General features: G+C 43.1%; 20 protein-coding genes and 1 pseudogene. 6 read left to right on the top strand and 15 right to left on the bottom strand.

Translation table 11 applies throughout. The annotated features are described in order from the left end of the window. Positions 1-7: 7 nt before the first annotated feature. Together R7H07_RS00975 and R7H07_RS00980 are read right to left on the bottom strand one after the other, a co-directional pair. A pseudogene (locus tag R7H07_RS00975) lies at positions 8-376 on the bottom strand (threonine aldolase); the annotation flags it as partial. After that, the gene (locus R7H07_RS00980; RefSeq protein WP_065275263.1) at positions 377-1,237 is read right to left on the bottom strand and encodes an immunity 49 family protein; all 861 of its coding nucleotides are present in this window, start codon (positions 1,235-1,237) and stop codon (positions 377-379) included. Between the two features lie 356 nt (positions 1,238-1,593). Between R7H07_RS00980 and R7H07_RS00985 the strand changes: the two genes are divergently transcribed. From R7H07_RS00985 to R7H07_RS00995, 3 genes are all read left to right on the top strand, one after another. Continuing rightward, the gene (locus R7H07_RS00985) at positions 1,594-2,208 is read left to right on the top strand and encodes a PolC-type DNA polymerase III (protein WP_005376459.1); all 615 of its coding nucleotides are present in this window, start codon (positions 1,594-1,596) and stop codon (positions 2,206-2,208) included. Positions 2,209-2,381: 173 nt separating this feature from the next. Continuing rightward, on the top strand, positions 2,382-4,142 hold the full coding sequence (locus R7H07_RS00990) for an ABC transporter ATP-binding protein/permease (RefSeq protein ID WP_206958818.1): 1,761 nt from the start codon (positions 2,382-2,384) through the stop codon (positions 4,140-4,142). A 488-nt stretch (positions 4,143-4,630) separates the two neighbouring features. After that, on the top strand, positions 4,631-5,023 hold the full coding sequence (locus R7H07_RS00995; protein WP_053307648.1) for a hypothetical protein: 393 nt from the start codon (positions 4,631-4,633) through the stop codon (positions 5,021-5,023). Positions 5,024-5,063: 40 nt separating this feature from the next. Here the strand turns inward: R7H07_RS00995 and R7H07_RS01000 are convergent, their stop codons facing one another. From R7H07_RS01000 to R7H07_RS01015, 4 genes are all read right to left on the bottom strand, one after another. Beyond that, a complete protein-coding gene (locus tag R7H07_RS01000) occupies positions 5,064-6,068 on the bottom strand; it encodes a metal-dependent hydrolase (protein WP_017820976.1) in 1,005 nt (334 codons plus the stop codon). 328 nt (positions 6,069-6,396) lie between these two features. Further along, the gene (locus R7H07_RS01005; protein ID WP_005388759.1) at positions 6,397-6,855 is read right to left on the bottom strand and encodes a hypothetical protein; all 459 of its coding nucleotides are present in this window, start codon (positions 6,853-6,855) and stop codon (positions 6,397-6,399) included. 93 nt (positions 6,856-6,948) lie between these two features. Next, positions 6,949-7,977: a phospholipase A gene (locus R7H07_RS01010; RefSeq protein WP_005376466.1), complete on the bottom strand. Its 1,029-nt coding sequence runs from the start codon at positions 7,975-7,977 to the stop codon at positions 6,949-6,951. Between the two features lie 226 nt (positions 7,978-8,203). Continuing rightward, positions 8,204-8,707 carry a DUF2938 domain-containing protein gene (locus tag R7H07_RS01015; protein ID WP_005376471.1) on the bottom strand — a complete coding sequence of 168 codons (504 nt, stop codon included), beginning with the start codon at positions 8,705-8,707 and terminating at the stop codon, positions 8,204-8,206. An 84-nt stretch (positions 8,708-8,791) separates the two neighbouring features. On the opposite strand from R7H07_RS01015, the gene R7H07_RS01020 reads away from it, so the two are divergent. Further along, a complete protein-coding gene (locus tag R7H07_RS01020; protein ID WP_206958817.1) occupies positions 8,792-9,199 on the top strand; it encodes a helix-turn-helix domain-containing protein in 408 nt (135 codons plus the stop codon). A 72-nt stretch (positions 9,200-9,271) separates the two neighbouring features. On the opposite strand, the gene def is transcribed toward R7H07_RS01020, so the two are convergent. From def to R7H07_RS01050, 6 genes are all read right to left on the bottom strand, one after another. Next, positions 9,272-9,778, bottom strand: coding sequence for a peptide deformylase (gene def / locus R7H07_RS01025; RefSeq protein WP_054576019.1), 507 nt, complete (start codon positions 9,776-9,778; stop codon positions 9,272-9,274). A 234-nt stretch (positions 9,779-10,012) separates the two neighbouring features. Beyond that, entirely contained in the window at positions 10,013-10,477 is a 465-nt protein-coding gene (locus tag R7H07_RS01030) for an ABZJ_00895 family protein (RefSeq protein WP_065275261.1), read from the bottom strand. A 512-nt stretch (positions 10,478-10,989) separates the two neighbouring features. Next, complete coding sequence (locus tag R7H07_RS01035; RefSeq protein ID WP_065275260.1) at positions 10,990-11,529, bottom strand: tetratricopeptide repeat protein; 540 nt, start codon at positions 11,527-11,529, stop codon at positions 10,990-10,992. Between the two features lies 1 nt (position 11,530). Continuing rightward, positions 11,531-12,301 (bottom strand): hypothetical protein, encoded by a 771-nt coding sequence (locus tag R7H07_RS01040; RefSeq protein WP_065275259.1) that lies wholly within the window; start codon positions 12,299-12,301, stop codon positions 11,531-11,533. Positions 12,302-12,591: 290 nt separating this feature from the next. Further along, the gene (locus R7H07_RS01045; protein ID WP_206958816.1) at positions 12,592-14,037 is read right to left on the bottom strand and encodes an AGE family epimerase/isomerase; all 1,446 of its coding nucleotides are present in this window, start codon (positions 14,035-14,037) and stop codon (positions 12,592-12,594) included. A 113-nt stretch (positions 14,038-14,150) separates the two neighbouring features. Further along, complete coding sequence (locus R7H07_RS01050; protein ID WP_149192057.1) at positions 14,151-14,687, bottom strand: AAA family ATPase; 537 nt, start codon at positions 14,685-14,687, stop codon at positions 14,151-14,153. A gap of 38 nt (positions 14,688-14,725) precedes the next feature. Here R7H07_RS01050 and R7H07_RS01055 point away from each other — a divergent pair, with 38 nt between their 5' ends. Continuing rightward, on the top strand, positions 14,726-14,995 hold the full coding sequence (locus R7H07_RS01055) for a hypothetical protein (RefSeq protein WP_176225766.1): 270 nt from the start codon (positions 14,726-14,728) through the stop codon (positions 14,993-14,995). Here R7H07_RS01055 and R7H07_RS01060 read toward each other — a convergent pair. Continuing rightward, positions 14,972-16,315 carry a magnesium transporter gene (locus tag R7H07_RS01060; protein ID WP_206958815.1) on the bottom strand — a complete coding sequence of 448 codons (1,344 nt, stop codon included), beginning with the start codon at positions 16,313-16,315 and terminating at the stop codon, positions 14,972-14,974. The two genes, R7H07_RS01055 and R7H07_RS01060, sit on opposite strands and share 24 nt — an antisense overlap. 215 nt (positions 16,316-16,530) lie before the next feature. Between R7H07_RS01060 and R7H07_RS01065 the strand changes: the two genes are divergently transcribed. After that, positions 16,531-17,406: a universal stress protein gene (locus tag R7H07_RS01065; RefSeq protein WP_047101465.1), complete on the top strand. Its 876-nt coding sequence runs from the start codon at positions 16,531-16,533 to the stop codon at positions 17,404-17,406. Positions 17,407-17,449: 43 nt separating this feature from the next. Here the strand turns inward: R7H07_RS01065 and R7H07_RS01070 are convergent, their stop codons facing one another. Continuing rightward, complete coding sequence (locus R7H07_RS01070) at positions 17,450-17,839, bottom strand: MazG nucleotide pyrophosphohydrolase domain-containing protein (protein WP_005376487.1); 390 nt, start codon at positions 17,837-17,839, stop codon at positions 17,450-17,452. Positions 17,840-17,865: 26 nt separating this feature from the next. After that, a complete protein-coding gene (locus R7H07_RS01075) occupies positions 17,866-18,294 on the bottom strand; it encodes a PaaI family thioesterase (protein WP_086047438.1) in 429 nt (142 codons plus the stop codon). Positions 18,295-18,322: the final 28 nt, after the last annotated feature.

Consider the following 18,322-nt stretch of genomic DNA (forward strand, 5'->3'; position numbering starts at 1 on the left):
GATAAGTTTATGTCTTACCACCGAGTAACTGGTTGAAAAACGACCTTAATTCTTCGTCACCAAGGCTGAGCAGGTAGTCACCGACATACCATTCAACGATGGATTGATGTGGATGTGCCGTGACTTGCGGATTACCAAACCAAATGCCCTTTTCTGTAGCGAAAGTATGTTGAAGTTCTTTCAACTTTTCACAGCTGAAAGGCAGGATAAGGTGCAACATGTTTGCTTGCGGTTGGGTTGGTCTTACCGCCAAAGATGGGAACTCATCAATGATCTTGTAGATTTGTTTTGTTCGCTCAAACAGAGCCGGCATTTGTGCCAACCTTTCATCAAACTGCATTGCCGCAGACACCACATAAGGTGTTCTACTAATGATTTATTTAGAACAGAGATCATGCTCACCGTAAACAAGCCATTTAGGTAAATATGCGGCTTCTGGAATCGTCCAGCCATACTTATCGTATGCTAATGCAGCAAGACCAGTCAGTTTCAGAGAAACATTTCCTTTTGGCGAATAGCGAACATCTTCATTTATGTAGAACTGGTAATGCGCCTCTAACGCATCCCTCAGTGCCTCTTGATAATGTGCCTCATCGCCATCGATAATGGCAACAAACACATTCACAAATGGAATAAACAAAGAGTGTACATATGGCACTCTGGTTGATTCTAAGTATTGCGGAGAAGATTTCTCCATCACAGTTTGCAATAACTCAGGTAACGCTGATGAATTGCTAAATACACCGTTAACGAACTCGACTAGCGCAACATCGAATGGATCTTTTAAACGCACTAACGACTCATCCATGATGGTCATCAGCTCTACGCAGCGCCAATCTCTCGCGGCCATCGTTAAACAGATTTCATCCAACCAAGCATCCATCGTTCCCCCTGCAACAGAACGGTTACCTACTTCCGAAAAATGTCGGTGCCCAACGGAGAATTCAACCACTTGGTCTGAATGATTGGCCAGCAAGTAGACGTTATTCAGTAACTCAAGCGCCCTTTTTATATAAGCTGGCGAGGCCTGATGTTGTCCATATTTTGAAGCAGTAAAAAATGCCTGAAGCGAATCCCAAGCATCGCCTTTCATTCTTTTAAGAGGTTGCTTATAAAAAGATTGTTTTTCATCAAGCATTCTTTCCCAGAAGCTGTAGAAATCTTCATCTTCTTCACGAAAAATACGCAATTTTCTTTCTTCAGGTATCTCTAAATAATGATTCTTCATTGGTTCCATCGTTCCCTAGCCTCTCATTATAAGTTGTTCTAATTTTTTGCCGTGATGATATTCATACTCAAAATCAAGCCGTGAATGATGCCGAAGTTGATTTATAAAATCAATTTATAATCAGTATGTTGTATCGAAAGTTAATGCTTAATTGAAATGAATCGAAAAGCCGAAAAACATTTGAAATATAAGGCTACCGCACAAGCCGCGATGGGTAAGCCAGAACGTACCTGTCCATAAACAGTGGACGACGAACACTGACTTTGTGGAGTAAAGATAGACAGATATTCACCATTGTGTTCGCCTTTCTTTTTCTGTCGCTTTCGATAATACTCTTGCACAATATTACTCAGCTGGAAAATTTTATGCCTCAAGCAAACTCTGTGGTCGTACTCGACTTTGAAACCACAGGTCTCTCTCCTACTTTAGGTGATCGCGCAATAGAAATTGGTGCAGTAAAGTTAGTCAATGGCGAGGTTGTCGATAGTTTTCAGCAACTCATGAATCCCGGTTTCAGAGTGAGTTCTTTCATTGAGAACTACACCGGCATTACCAACAATATGTTGCGATCGGCACCAAGCTGCGAAGAGGTAATGGCGTCATTTAGTGAGTTCATTGCAGGCGAAAACCTTATCGCTCACAACGCGTCCTTCGATAAACGATTTTTAGATGCGGAGCTTGAACGAATCAACTGTGGTTATTCGGGTGAGTTTGCTTGCTCCTTACTAGTGGCAAGACGGCTCATTCAAGAAGCCCCATCACATAAGCTAGGTGAACTTGTTCGCTATAAAAATATCGACAACGACGGTGTTTTCCACCGTGCACTAGCCGATGCGCAAATGACAGCCAAGCTTTGGCTCTTAATGGTCGAAGGGATAGAAAACTCAGGCGTCGAAAAACCAAGTTTTCAGTTGATGCAAACGGTCAGTAAAACAGCCAAAGGAAAAGTCGACCTGCTACTCGCCAAAAGCCGTGCGTAACCCCCTCCGAACTAAAAGCTGATTCTAGTCTCTTCGACGTTTAAGTGATTTTCGATATACATGCGATATTGGTTATCCCAGTTAATTTCCTGATCCGAAAGCGGTAGTTCGCTGGTCTCACCAACCAAACTGGCTTACTATGCCAGGTACCTAAAACGCTTTGTGAGTCACTCATGAGCAGAAAAAATAACAAAAATCTCAGCATTCTTCTTAAACTCAGCACCTTTATTGCACCTTATAAATGGCGGGTTGCGGCAGCCTTGGTTGCCCTTGTCGCGACAGCAAGTTTGACGTTATCCGTTGGCTATGGAGTGCGCATTCTTATCGACCAAGGCTTTGCTCAGCAATCATTGCAAGAGCTCACCAATGCGATTCAGTTTATTGTCGGTGTCACATTGTGTATTGCCATTGGGACTTTCTTTCGCTTTTACCTTGTCTCTTCCGTAGGTGAGCGCGTTAGTGCGGATATTCGCCTTGCGGTGTTTAACCATGTGATTACGCTGCATCCGAGCTATTTTGAGACCAACAGTAGCGGCGACATAATGTCGCGCCTGACTACCGATACCACATTGCTGCAAAGCATTATTGGTTCATCGTTCTCGATGGCGATGCGTAGCGCTTTGATGTGTTTTGGTGCCATCATTATGTTATTCGCTACCAACGTTAAGCTCACGCTGATTGTGCTTGCTTCTGTGCCTTTGGTTCTGGTTCCGATTTTGTTTTATGGACGACGCGTGCGTGCTCTCTCTCGCCAAAGTCAGGACTCAATGGCCGATGTTGGCAGCTACGCTGGAGAAGCGATAGAACATATTAAAACCGTGCAAAGTTTTAGCTCAGAGTCGCATGAACGAGCGGCTTTCGCTGTCGAGGTGGAAAAAGCTTATGAAGTAGGTAGACAGAGAGTAAAACAGCGTGCGATCCTGATATCAGGCGTTATTGTGATTGTGTTCAGCGCGATTGCAGGCATGCTTTGGGTAGGCGGCAGCGATGTGATTCACGGAAAAATGTCTGCGGGTGACCTAGCCGCATTTGTGTTTTATGCCATTATTGTTGCCTCATCGACTGCAACCATTTCCGAAGTCATGGGTGAATTGCAAAGAGCCGCAGGTGCTACCGAACGGCTGATTGAGATCCTTCAAGTAGACAGCGATATTAAAGCGCCGAACAACTATTTGCCTGTCCGTTCCGACATGCCTGCTGAGGTTAACTTTAATTCGGTGAGTTTCAACTACCCTTCTCGCCCAAATCAACCAGCAATCAAAGAATTAAATCTAACCGCTGAACAAGGAAAAGTACTGGCGTTAGTCGGCCCTTCTGGTGCAGGTAAAACAACACTATTCGAACTGCTGCAACGATTTTATGACCCACAGCAAGGGCAAGTGTTGTTTGGTGGTGAAGATATTCGACAGTTCGACCCAAACGAGCTTCGACGCCAAATGGCGCTCGTACCACAACAACCAGCGCTGTTTAGCCATGATGTTTTTCATAATATTCGCTACGGTAATCCTGAAGCGACGGATGAACAAGTTATCGAAGCCGCGAAAAAAGCCCATGCCCATGAGTTTATTGAGAAGCTTCCCGAAGGCTATCACAGCTTTTTAGGCGAGCGCGGCGTTAGGCTATCGGGCGGACAAAAGCAGCGCATTGCGATTGCTCGCGCGATTCTAAAAGATCCAAAAATCTTACTGCTAGACGAAGCTACCAGCGCCCTTGATAGTGAAAGTGAACATCACGTTCAACAAGCACTTGAAGCTCTAATGAAAGGACGCACAACGCTGATCATTGCTCATCGTCTTTCGACTATCCAACATGCGGATAAAATTGCGGTGCTCGACAATGGCGAATTAGTCGATGTTGGTAACCACCAATCATTAATGCAAAGCTGTGAGTTGTATCAGCGACTTGTGGCATTGCAATTTAAGCACTTGGAGTAACGCCTAGTTAAGCGCTCAAAAATAAGCAAAGGCGGCCCAAATAATTTAATAACAGGAGTTTAACGATGTTTTTGTGTCAGTTCAGCGAGCCTTGGCGAGACTAGGAATCTAATAGCTGCGCTCTGAGTGGTTAATGAGATATTTAGACCATGAAGAGCTAGGATAGAAGATCCCACATCATGTCCCATCGTCGCTGTACAAGGTGACGAAATACAAAAGATGCCACTCGCAGTTAAACGAGCGGCATTAAACCAAGCAGCTCGCCTTTTAACAAAGGAATTCCAGTAACCAGCGTATTCTCCCTTCAACTAGAAACACTCGTTCACAACTACCATATAAAACCCAATCAGCTTCACTTGTAACAATTCAGGTTTCAAAAATAGGAAATCATTACTGAAAAAGTTTACCGCGTTTTGTGTTGCTATCTATGGTTACAATATTCGAGACATCAATGCCTTTAAACCAAGCAACACAAAAGCGGCACCGATATGAACAGCGAAGCGAATCAACTATTTTCTTATCTATGTCAGCGATACGATGCGCTTTCTCAAGAGCTTGAGTCTCGCCCTTTTCCTGAATTTTCTGAGACTATTACTCATCCTCTTGGGCACTGTTTAGTCCGTTGCCCAGCAGGTAGCCAACGCTTTTCTATTGTAGCAGTCAACTTTGCACCCTCCGTTCGCGGGCAAGGCGTGCTTACTGCATTTATCGACTACATCAAAAGCAATCCTTACCACTACCAAGGTGTTGAGGTTGCAATCATTGAAAACAAGAACTTAGCTAAACGGCTTTTGTCTCTTGGCTGGAAGTACAAGTCCCTGTTTGGCAAGATTTTCTTCGCTAGCAAGCCGACCCTAGTAAAGGACTTTCAGTCTGCGTAATAGTTATTACGAAACCGCATCGACATCCAAAGTAAAACCATCACTCAAAATCCGTAAGCATGTTGAAAAAAACTTGGCGATCTTCTGCAGTACTTCCTCGATGAGCAGTGTATTCAACGTGCGCGTCTGCGCTGGCTTTTGGGGATAGATTGATGCCCCATAACGCATTAATTTGGTTTGGTACGATGGAATAACGCATATCAACAATTCGCATTTCATTATTCGGATCCGTCGCTACAAAACCGTTTGAAAACCAACGGAAACGTTCGATGTCTCTTGCTTGTTGCGATTGCGGGTTTAGCCACGGAAATTGCTCTTTTATATTTAACTTTGGAGTTGATTCGCCAGGGTAAATTTTTATTGAACGCCCCACCCTTACGGCATCTACATAGTAGCTCTCTTCCGTTTCATAAATTAGTTTCCAAACCAAAAGATTGCTGAAACTTGGTTTGGCTTTTAATTGTATAGCGTTGTGTTGTCGCTCTTTGACGATTTCCCAACCAGCTACTTCTGCTCTATCTCGTTGTATCGTTCCAAGACTTAGGTAAGCCAGGCACCATAAAAATGCAATGCGGGCATAGTTTGGGCTTCGCTTCAGTGCAACAAACAAAAGCAATATTAAAATAGGGAGTGTGAACGCGGGGTCGATTACCGAAATAGTGTTCCAAGCATAACGCGTGTTGCTTATCGGCCATAGAAGCTGTGTTCCATAACTGGTGCATGCGTCTAATAACGCATGGGTACTATAACCAAGCGCGCAGTAAAACCAACTCTGCCGGAAGCTTAGTCCTCGCTTTTTTGCGAACAATGGATACAACAACAAAGCACAAATGAAACTACCAAACGGGATAAACAAGAGCGAGTGAGTAAATTGGCGATGGTATTCCAAATACAGCAAAGGATCAGTTGAAGAACGGATTAGCACATCTAAATCCGGAGCCATCCCAGAGACCACGCCCAACACGCCAACAACTGCAAGGTTTCGCTTGTTGCTCACCGCCAGTGGCAAAGCTGCACCCAATAAACCTTGCGTTAACGGATCCATCGTTCACTTCCTTTAGATAGATGAAGCTCAGCTGGAAAGCGTACACGCTCAATAGTCGGTTCCAATTTAAAAACCAGAAGGTTCTTCGACATAAATTATCCGCATTTAAGTGGAAAACAATACACGACTTAGTCATGCATTTGCTTGTTTAGCAACAAACACCTTGATTTAGTGTAAGAAGGAATCACGCCGTTCGCTAGTGAACGAACAAATCTGAGTCTAGGCTTGTTTGTTATTTCAAACCCGAAGGTTTATCTGACGCGAAAAAACAAGGCGAACCAAATGGCTCGCCTTGTTTCAAATTTACTGAACGATAAACGACAGGTGTTTAGTCTTGAGGATTCTCTTTCGCGTTGATTTCAGCGTAAGTGTGCAGCAGCTCCGTCAATGTTTTTACCCACGCAAAAACATCCGAAGGTGCATTTTCGATTAGTTTTTCCACTAGAGCACAGTGTGTTTCTAGCGTGATGGCCTCTTCCAAACGGAATGAGATCGCGTAGAAATGCCAAAGCACCAATCGCGTCATTCGCTCGCTATTTTGCTTTGCGTTGTCTGAGTCATCAAACGCTTGTTGAATTTCACTCAGTGCGATTGCTGTCATGCGTAGCATTGCATCAAGACGTGCAGACAACATGCGGTCTTCACTATCCACTTCTTCTTGATCAAAAGTGAACAGCTCATTCATCACGTCTTCTGGCACCATTTTACTGATCATACGAGCACTAAACTCTTCCAGCTCATGGCGAGGCATAGTTACAAGACAATCGAAGGTGTAATCACGAAGCATAAAATCACTCTAGGTTAGAAATCAATTTCAGCCTCGCATTCTAAATATTGAAATTTCAATTGCCAGTGTTAATTTCTATCCATCTACGAAAAACTACAAAACACCGTTGATTGCAATACCAACACCAATCCGCTGCTGATTATGATCATAGTCGATCAAGCTCTTACCATAACCCGCTGAGTATTGTGCGTACCCCTGAACTTTGCCCCAAATCGGAAATGACACACCCAGTTCTGCAAAACCCTTATGTGTTTGAAAGTTCTGGCGACCTAAAAAGGTAAACTCGTAACCATTCCACTTGTAAGCACTCGATAGCTCAAAGTGTCCCATATAGTCTTCGATATCCGGGTTATCATCACCTTTGGGATCATTAGGCGATGTCTTTTCATCTTCAGGTATACGCCACCAAGGCTGGATAGAAACCGCAAAATTGTCTTTTGCAAAGGTTACGTTGGCATAGACACGGTTCCAACTGCGCGATAGCTCCTGTCTCTGACCGTTAGACTCATGTTCAATACCAAAACCTAACCAAGTCGAACCATCAAGTGGTTTCCAGTCTGTTGGGGTGTAGTAAAAAAGCTCTGGACGATAATTGGTTTCACGGAATGGACGAGATGCTGCACCCGTGTATACCTGCCAAAATGATTTAAGAGTCATTCCAAAAAACAGACCATCGCCATCAAATAACAAGTCATCATAGTTCATTGGTACTTTAAAACTGATTTGGAACTCCGCCTCTTCCTTACGCAGTTCATCGCCGTATTTGGTGTCAGCATACGCGCGTTTATTTACTCGATCACTGTACGTAAACGGAAGAATATAGTTAACGCGATGCGCGACCAGACTAAACGGTTCGAACGCGTTTTCTCGTTCTGATTCCAAACGCTTGTCGACCAAACTTTCCTGAAGTTCTTCAGGCTCTTCAATTTCTGGATCTGCGGGCACTGTGCTGGTTACTGTGTCAAGCTCACACTGCGCGCGAATGCTCTTTATGGTTTCTTCACCTTTGCTTTGCTTTATTTTGTCTAGCAAACATAAATCATAAGCACTGGCTGTTTCTCCCATCGCAACTGGCGCTGCCAATAAACTCAGTATTGATATCCCTGCCACTTTTGAAGCCATCTGAAACCCTTAATATTCTTTATGTCAAACCAGATAATTTTAGTTTTTCTTGGTAAACCGCTTGCCATTCTGACGTTAAGGCAATGTTAAATGTCCGCCGACTTTACGTCTTGGATAAATGCAACAGACTTCGAACATATCGGTCAACTATGATCAAAGCGCAAAAAACAACCAAGAGTTGAGCATCATAGATAAAAACCACTCGTTTGCATGATGCTCATGTTATCTATGCAAAATACTGGCTCGTAACTTTGATTGCAAACCCGGCTATGAATAAACCCAAACCATAACCCAAATGCGCCAATGTGCTAAGAAAACGGGCTTTCCAAGGTGTTGGGGTTTTACTCGCAGCAAAACCAAATCCTAGACAAGGTTGAATGACCAAAAATGGGAAGATCAACGTTACCACGCCTGTAATTAAGCTGGGCATTAGACTGGGCTCTACCAACCAATGATGACCAAAAACAGTAACGTGAGCCAAAGCGAAAGTAACGCCGATGGCATAATGCAAAAACCAGCCAAGTGACTTTTCTCCCGGCATCGCCTCTGACGCCATAATTGGCGCATGCATAAGCTTTCCTTGGGGCATGTACAAAACCCAGCGCGCAACCAACGCATAGTTTAATGAAGGAATACCAAACACTCTCCTTTGTAACCATGCCCATAAATCCATTATCAAAGTGGCACCAATCCCTATTAGCACCGCTTGCAATCCCATTAAAAGCAGCATTTTTCTCTCCTCAAGTTTTTGATTTGTTAAGGTCTTAGTTGCATGCTACAACTTAAAGCCAACTTGAAGTCAATGGGGAATAATATGGATATTGCAGAAGTGGTTAGAAAATCAGGATTGCCGACTTCAACGCTCAGGTACTACGAACAGCTGGGGTTAATTCGCTCGATAGGAAGGAATGGATTGAGACGCCAATATTCACCAGAGGTACTCAATACACTCAATTTAATTAGTTTGGGGCGTATCGCTGGAATATCGCTTAACGAAATGGCAGAAATGTTGAATCAATCAGAAGTTTCAAAGCCATATATCGATCGTGACTTACTAACGAAAAAGGCACTTGAGATTGATGAGCAAATAAAACGTTTGAAAGCGGTGCGAGACAGCCTAAACCATGTTGCCACCTGCCCTCATGAGGCACATATGGACTGTTCTTCATTTCAGAAGCTTATGAAGGTCGTAAAGCGTTATGTCCCCCAAAAGCAGAGATAAACCGCTCTCCCTACCGTCCTATTCTTGATTTACAAGGAAGTAACTCGCGGTTGTGAGTTACTTCCTTTCATATTACTTAGCTTGCGATTTTACGTACTTCTTCACTTTTTTCATCGCCATTTTTTGCTTCAGCGGTGAAAGGTAATCAATAAACAAGTTACCCGATAGGTGGTCAATTTCGTGCTGCATCACAATCGCCAAGAACTCACCGCTCTCAATTGTAATCGGGTTGCCATCACGGTCTAGTGCAGAAACAACAACTGACGTGTAACGCTCTACATCTGCGTAGTACTCAGGAACAGATAGGCACCCTTCTTGACCAAGTGCTTTGTTTTCTCCGCTCACCACTTCTGGATTGACTAAGATTAAAGGATCATTGCGTTCGTCAGAGATATCGATGACAACAACCGCCTCTTTTCTGCCTACTTGGGTTGAAGCTAAACCGATACCATTGCCCGTTGCGTAAAGTGTTTCTAGCATATCGTCTATCAGCGTTTGTACTGTCGATACATCAGTGACTTTTTCTGCTTTTACTTTAAGCCTTGGGTCTGGAATGGAGAGAATTTCGAGGACTGCCATACTTACCTTTCATATCTATAAATCGTAATTCGTGGAGAATTATACACACGTTTCTCGATACATAAACCTGCTAAGCTATCTTGCGCACAAGGCATAAACCATTAACTCAAACGACAACACAATAAATGGGTTTGCCTTTTAAACAAAAAATCCTACAAACAGGAAACTAAAACGCCAGCACATTATGGCTGGCGTCTTGTCATGATCCTAATTGAATCGTTTGTTGTATTTTATCTACTGACTTTCCTTGGCTTTGAGTAATACTCTAATCGCCATTTTCTCACCACTTTTTAAAATTAAGTAGGCGATGCCAATCGTTATTAGCATTATGATAGCAATAAAAATACTTACCCCACCGAGCTCAGATAATAAATAAAACGGAGAAATATCTAACGACATTAAGATAAGAGAGAACACTACCAAACTTGCTAAAGTCCACAGTAAAACAGCATACCATCTTGTTTTTGATGGCATTACATCTCCAGTCTTGTAGCCGAAGTAATAACCAACACTCATGGCTGGGATTAACGTGCTAAGAAAGCCTGTACCACTCATTTCTATCCCAACAATATATTCAATGGCCAACAGCAATGCAGCCCAACAAACGGACGCCAAACACAACAGAGACGTAACAAGAAGTACCGATGGTGGCTGGTTCATTTCTGATTCTGAATAGTTACTTTTTAATTCCACTTTCATTTCTTTCCATTTATTTGAATAAAATAAGCGTTTTAGATCATGCTTCCGCTTGGACAACCTAGAGAAACAACACCACAAGAAATACAACTTGTAGCTTTTTAAATAGTTTTATTTTCATTTAACCTAGATTCCAACTAACTGTTATTTTTTAAAACTAAACCCTCTCTCTCAAATTGTATATTCAATAAGTTTATTCATATGGGCCCAATGCAACCATGTTAATACGTTCTATGTATCAGAAACAATTCATTTATTTCCAATGACACTAGTGAGATTATGCGACGTGATTGGAATCTCACTTAAGTTTTCATGGACCTATCGCGCTGAAAATTGAAGTCTCTACCTGTCATAGAATAAAAAGCCATCAAAACCAGTGGTTCTGACGGCTTTTTATTTTCTATTACACACTCGATTATTGTTGCAGCTTCGCTGTGGCTTCTACTGCTTTGTAGAAGTCCAGCACTCTCTGTTTGAGGTTCGATTAAAACCCTATAAAACATTAAGCCGCAATATTAATTGAGTTGTTCTATATAGCGATTCAGCTCTACCGCATATGTTTTTTGATCAATCGCAGTGTCACCTATTTCTTCATCTAGAAATCCAAGTAGCATTTGTGCACCACCTTCACCATTATTTAACGCTTGCGTCAGGTAATAGGCTGAAAGCACCTTATTTTCAGGTAAACCACAGCCATCATCATACAAACATGATCCTAAATAAAATTGTGCACTAGCCAACCCATCATCAGCAGCCTCTGAGATTAAAGAAAAGCCCCGCTTAACATCCATGACTTTTGGCTCTTTCAGAAGGATTACCCCTAAAAGCTCTTTACTATGAACATCATCCACTTCGATAGCTTTGATCAATAAAGACTTTGCTCCTTGCACATCACCTTGTTCATAAAATTTATTTGCTTTGCTGTACAACTGCTCTGGAGCTTCTCGGGCCTGAGTTAGGAGGCTTTCTGTCGTTTTAGTTGCCTCAAACTTTGACGTAGTATCGTTACATGCCGTAACAAGGAGCACTACTAATAAAACGTTAACAATTCTCATGTTATTCCCATGTGCATTTGATAAACAAGACTGCTGTCGAGTATGAATCGTCATACTGACCGCTTACAATTTGAAACTTTGTATTGATAGGAGCTTTAGCACTAGCTTCACACATATTGGCAATTTGACCACGAACATAAACACTCGAATCAAAGTTATACTTGTCTTCTTGAGAAATTATACTTGCTAATGAAACTCTAGATAGTTGAGGAGCTTTCCCATATTCCCTTTCGACTTTCAAATACTTCACATTAACAATCAAAATGCAGCCAGATGATTCTAGATTTGCATTGTGTACTCGATTAGCTAGTACTCTAACGTTTTGTCGGATAATATCAAAGAGAAGCATAGCTCTGCCTTTCTGTAATACCATCCCTAAGGCCATGGCCCTTCCACTATTTGCTTTCATTGCAGTAGAAGCTAGAGTTGACGACTGTATTGGAGCTAGAGACGAAAATTTACGTGAAGGAATAACAGCTTTGTTTTTCCAGTGCATTCGATCGGTTAACATACCAGACTTAACCGCCATGTTGCGATCTATCTGTTCCTTAAGCTTTTGTAACCTTTTCTCACCTGTAATATCATTTGGAAGCTTACGTAATGGTCCCGCAAGAGAAGTATCTTTTATGGTATTAACGGGAATTTTCTCATTATCTAATTTGCTTCTTAGTTCGACACAAGAGCTAAATAGTTTGTCAGCTGGATACATGTAATTAATGTAGTTTATTGATAACGGCGTATCTCTCTCGTGCGTTAGTATAGAAATGTACATAATGATTCTCTCAAAACCATCATTATGAACAGGATTGCATAAAGTTCCAAGCTCTAAGTTGTCCTAGTTGTGAGATATACCCTAATCAATGAAAGTTAATTTATAGTTAGATATTTGTTAGAAACACTCAGCGGTCATTGCAAATAAACATTCGTTAACTATATGTGTTGTCACCATTATATGTAAGATTATTAAAAATAAAGGCTAACCAGTTGGTTAGCCTTTATTGATATTACTGCTACAATTTGGCTTTTACGCGGACTTTAACCAACACATCACCATCGACCAACCTAAGGTCGAATATTGGTGAATGTCGCGATGGTGACTCCATCACTTTGTGACGACAACGATTTTACGTCTGCGCTAAAGTAATACGGATTAAGTGGCATTTTGCTCTCTGATGGTCGTGCGTAGTAAAGCTTGGCAGGCTGTTTTGCCATTTGTTGCGCGTACAAATACCCGACCAACGCATGTTCAAACTGGTGGTAACCATTTCCCCAATGGAACGCTTTGGTTGATTTAGGACTCAGACCGACTCCTCCATATTGATGATCCACCCATACGTCCATAAAAGTGGGTAACGTGTATTGAAGCGTTTCTTTCATCGAACCATCGACAAGAGAAACTGTCATTGCCGCTTGATCGAGCTCTGCCCACTCCCAAGACGAGCTATAGTGCTTGTATGGTCTTGATTGCCAAGCAGGAATGCTCTCTTGCGTCCATTTACTCTGCCATTCTGGTGAGAAAAGCGCTTTGACTTGCTCAAAGTTTTGCTGGTATTGCGCTTGCTTAAGCGTGTGTTTCATTCCTTTGAAACCAAACTCTGTCCAATTGGAATTCTCCAACAACTGACCATTGAGATACGTCATCCAATACGCTTTGATGGTGTGTCCAAAATCATTGTGTTTCGCATCTGGCATCATTACCGCTTTGTGGTGTATCGCGCCATAAAAGCGCTGCTCTTTGTCGGAGTGGTAGTTATCCAGCATCACTTGCGTCAGCCATTGTAGATCTTGCTTCCACTTGGCTTGCGCTGGCTCTGGTAAAAGTGGCGCCGTTAACAACAAGTAGCCATTAATTTGGTCAAGTTGAGCGACTAACTCTTGCTGCTTCTCACTTTCTCCATCACCATCTTTCAAAACCCACGCCAAACCGCGATCATCGCTTCGTCGGTATTGTTTAAATATAAACGCTTGCTGGTCGATAAGTGCTTGTTCAACCTTTGGATCTTGCGTCAAGTAGTAGTACATCGCCAAGCCCACCAAGGCGTAAGCTTGGTCTTGAGAAGTTCGCTGTTGCCACTCCATCCCCGGTTTTCCACTACGCGTAAAGCTCACGAAACCGCCGTTTTTCTCATCTTGTAGATGATCAATCAGGTAATAAGCCCCTTTCTTTGCCAGCTCTAATGCTTGTTTGTCACCCGTAAGATGAAAAAGCACGCCATAAGCGTAAGTTTGACGCGATTTCATGCGTGTGTATTCGCGATCGAAGTGCGGGCTAATCCACCTTTTGTTTAATTCTTCACACGGCTTTTGTGGGTCGAGAATGACACCGTTATCACAACGAAAAGTCGGAAAATTCCCCGCAGGTTGTCCATGCGCGCTTTCCATCATCCAATATGGGGCTAGGCCATTCGTCACATGGTTTAACCAATCATCCCCCGAAGGCAGGCCTACATCAGCAAAGCTGCTCATGCTCGTCGTTGCGAGCAATAAGGTAAGATATTTAAAAGACATAACACTCAATTAAGTTATTGAATTTTATCCAGTATAAATAACTCCCTTTACGCATATTGTCGTCGTGGTCACAATCGCCTTACACATTTGTTTGCATCAATCATCTTTCAGCCTTATTCGATGATTGAGCCGCGAATAAACGCTACTCTGTCTTCGACTGACATTTTGGGCACTTCGATCAATTGATAACCAAATTTGTGATAAGCGCTGGCCATCTGTTGATACGTAGCCACCGCTTCAGAAAAATCTTGCTTTCGCTCTTCGTCGTTGCTGAATATCGATGCCCAAGGTGGAAAAATGAATACTTGAGAATGATAACGAAGCATCTGGCAATGCGTGATGAGCTCATGCGAGATTGGAAGTTGTTCCAACTTACTGTAGCCATATACGTCCACAATACTGCGATCAAAAAACACGTCCCCTTGGTGGGCATTGAAAGCTCGGTAATTGCTCACTTCTGCCTTCATCATTTCGTCTCGAAAAGCTTGTTTGTCATTCCAAGGTAATGCTGAACCGTGATTGGCAACCTGCGTTTGTATTACTTGACGGCCGGTTTCTGGCGCGCAGATAAAGCCTTGTGTTTTTAGTTGTTCGATAACCGAGGTTTTTCCTGCACCGGGACCACCAGTGAATACGATGAGTTTGTTCAAAATCTTTTCCTTATTTTTTTGTTTGAGTGAAGTAATGCGTGTACAGCCAAGAAAATGGGCATCATTTGGCGTTTGAAATTGGCACGCCAGCGTTAAGCGAGATCGGTAGTGGGAAATTTGGGGGAATAGAACTGAGCAGTGAAGAGATTTACAAAGTAAGAACCGAAACGACGTGTTCATCGGTTATGGAAAACGGAGGAATGCTGAGCGAAGCAAGCTCGCCCAAAATACTGGGTTGGGAAGTGGTGCGATTGGTTCTGATGGTTAACGCGTCAATTGGATATCTATATCAAGAAAATGGCACCTAAGCCTAAGAACGCAAAGAAACCGACGACATCGGTAACGGTCGTCAATACTACCGAGCCAGCCACGGCGGGGTCAATGTTAAACTTCTTCAACGTGAATGGTATCAACGTACCCGATGCCGCGGCCGCCAAACTATTGAGGAAAATGGCACAACAGATAATAAACGCCAATGGCCAAGAGTCAAACACCATGTAGACGACACCCGCGATGACTAATCCCGTGATCAAGCCATTAATGGTGGCGATTTTTAATTCCTTATTCACCAATAGCTTCAAGTTACTTTGGTGCAAGTGGTTTAGTGCGATACCTCGAATGGCCACCGCTAAGGTTTGGCTACCCGCGATGCCGCCCATGCTCGCCACGACAGGCATTAAGATCGCAAGCGCAACGACTTGCTCGACCACATTATCAAAAAGCCCAATGATGGCGGAGGCTACGAAAGCGGTCAGCAAGTTAATCACCAGCCAAAGTGCTCTTAGCCTTGTCGCCACGCTTAATGGTGTGAACAAATCTTCTTCGCTTCGTACGTTTTCTGCCACTACAGCTTGTAGGCTGAGTTCGCGCAACGTAATCGCGATGGTCGCCATCGACAAGACGCCCATAATTTTGCCACCAGCCATGATAGGAAACCAATGTGCTCCACCATCAATCGAGACTTGTTTGCTGACGCTTTGAATCGTTTGAATATCTTCTAGAATTGGCGTAACTACGGTCAAGTCGGTAAGTTTGATATGATTTTCGTGCAGCAACAGGGTTTGCGGCTCTATCGTACCAATCACACCACTTGCATCACGCACAATAATCAACCGCACTGGACTTTGCCCACGTTTTAGCAGCTCGGTTTTGATGCCTCCTACGCTGTTTTTAGGGTTTGCGACCAGAAAGTGAGGCTCGGCATAACGTCCAACTTTGTTGTCTTCATACGACAATGCTTGTTGGATATGCGCGACAGACTCTTCACTTTGATCAATAAGGTATTCATCTACAAATTCGGTCGGTAGAAAGTCCGCAAAGATGATCAGTTCTGAATCCGTTATGTACGCCAAGCGTTCATGTTGTAAGTCTTTATTGAGTGATTGATGAATGTGCTTGGCAGTGTCGTATCGGAGCAAATTTAATACCGTCCAATACTTCTCAGGCGGCACTGCTTCTATGACACGCTTACGGTAAGCAATGTTGACCGATTCCAAAATGTTCGCAATCTGTGCTTCTTGATAGTCTTTCAAAAAGCTCAAGTCTTCGGTCGATTCTATCGCTTTAATGATCTCAGCAAGCAAATGTGGCACTTTGCGGTTAATTTGCAATTGGTTGGAATCTATCATTACTTTTACCTATAGCTTTCACTACCACATTCGCCGCATTGACGATATGTGCTATCCGAAGGCATGAATTCTTGATGTTAAAATTCTAGGCGATAGTTGACTTAATTGCGGAATTTATATTTCGCTCGCAGAAACAAAACGCCTCTGCATCAGTTCATGGTATAGACTTGAATGTGTGTCAGGCTCATTCGCCTTGTTTGATAATGGAGTAATCAATGGCACCTGTATTTTTTCTGACTCAGCAGGCCGCCTTACCAAGTCGTAAGGTGCTTCGTAAAGTGATTCAATTTTCGACAGCGCTGGCTCAGCCTATTGTAGTTTTAGTGGAAGACCATCGCCGAAGTGAAGATCACGCATTCGCTCATTTTCTCAGTTTCAACTCTGACCATATAGAAAAAAGACAAGCTGAGTTTGAAGCTTGGACCTTAAAGTTCAACGCATTAATTGTCGAACTTTGTGAAGAAGAAGAGCTTGAAACACCAACGCTCTCTTACGAGCATTTCAAAGGGAGCCATTGGGTTGAGCAAGTTGCGAAACGACTTGTTGACCACACTGACTTACTGCTCGTGGGACACTTTAACAAACACGAGATTCAAACGATGCTCACAGAACTAGCACAACAAGATTGCGACTTGTTGCTACTGAGTGAGCGTTCATGGCCTTCTCACGCCAACATGCTTTGTGCAATCGACCCACTTCATCGAGGGGATGAAAAGTCGATAGTAGATAAAGCCATCGTCTCGCGAGGCTCAAAATTAGAACAAACCTTAAGCGGGAAAATGACGCTCGTTTACTGCCGATACGTCGCGCCATACCTCTCTCGCTATCGTGCAGAGATATTAAGCAACCAAAAAGCAGGCATTACAGATTTTATTAGTGCGCAAAGGTTAACTCGAGTACCACTACTGCTGCCAGAAGGAAACCCTGAAACGGCGTTACCAAAAGCAGTTAAGCAATCACAAGCAGCGATTTTGATTATGGGGGCATGTAAACGAAGCATGTCATCTCAATTTTGGTCTGGCAGCACTGTAGACACGTTACTTGATCAACCACCTTGTGACCTACTGTTGGTCAACAGCTCCAAGGGCTGACTAGGTATTCCCTATTAACCAACCCTTTCAATACCAAGCGCAGTTATTGGCTCTTTACATCTTCTAACTGCGCGGCTTCATGCTCTGCGTTCAAGGCTTGTTTCTGCTGCTGTTTTATCTCATCCCAACTGCGTCCCGACTCAATCGCAGATACACGCTGATCGTATTTGTTGCAGGCTCTTTCGAGTACTTTCTCAGGATCTATACCCTTTTCTCTTTCCAGCGCTTTTAATACGTTAAGGTAGTTCCACAACACATCGCCTAACTCGTCTTCCAAATGACAAAGGCGATCCTCACGAATCTCTTCGCGGACTTCATCAACTTCTTTGCCAATGGCCTCCAGATAAGTCTCTACGCCTTTAAACCAAGTGTTGGTTTGGTCATATTGAGATTTTCTCGTCGCAATTGCATACAGCTCATCAAATTTCTTCATTGCCTCTCCGTAGAACACGTTTTTATTTATGCCTTTTTAGGACGAATAAACTTCCCTTTAGCCGTCACTCTAACTTCGCTATTGACCCGCAATTGAGCCACCAGTTGATATATACCGCGTCGTTCACCTTCACAGTGTGCAGTAATCGTGACTCGATCATCTAACTGAATAGGTGCATGGTAGCGCACATCCAACTGCGCCGTAAGGGCTTGAATGTCTCTAGATAACAAACAATGCGTCATTGCACCATCGAGAAGCGAACTGGCAATACCACCATGCAACAGGTCTGTGTAACCTTGATGACGCGGTAAAACGTGAAACTCTCCGACAACAGAACCATCGGCTAGGTATTGGTAGTTCACGGCCAAAGAGTTCGGATTCACATTAATTGAAGAACAAACCGTACATTGATGATGAGATTCGTGAGTGTAATGACAATAGCTGTTTGTGGACATGATAGTTACTCGGTTTCTCAAAAGAGTA

It is taken from the genome of Vibrio sp. Vb1127 (assembly GCF_033338735.1).
In the GTDB taxonomy this organism is placed as follows: Bacteria; Pseudomonadota; Gammaproteobacteria; order Enterobacterales; family Vibrionaceae; genus Vibrio; species Vibrio alginolyticus.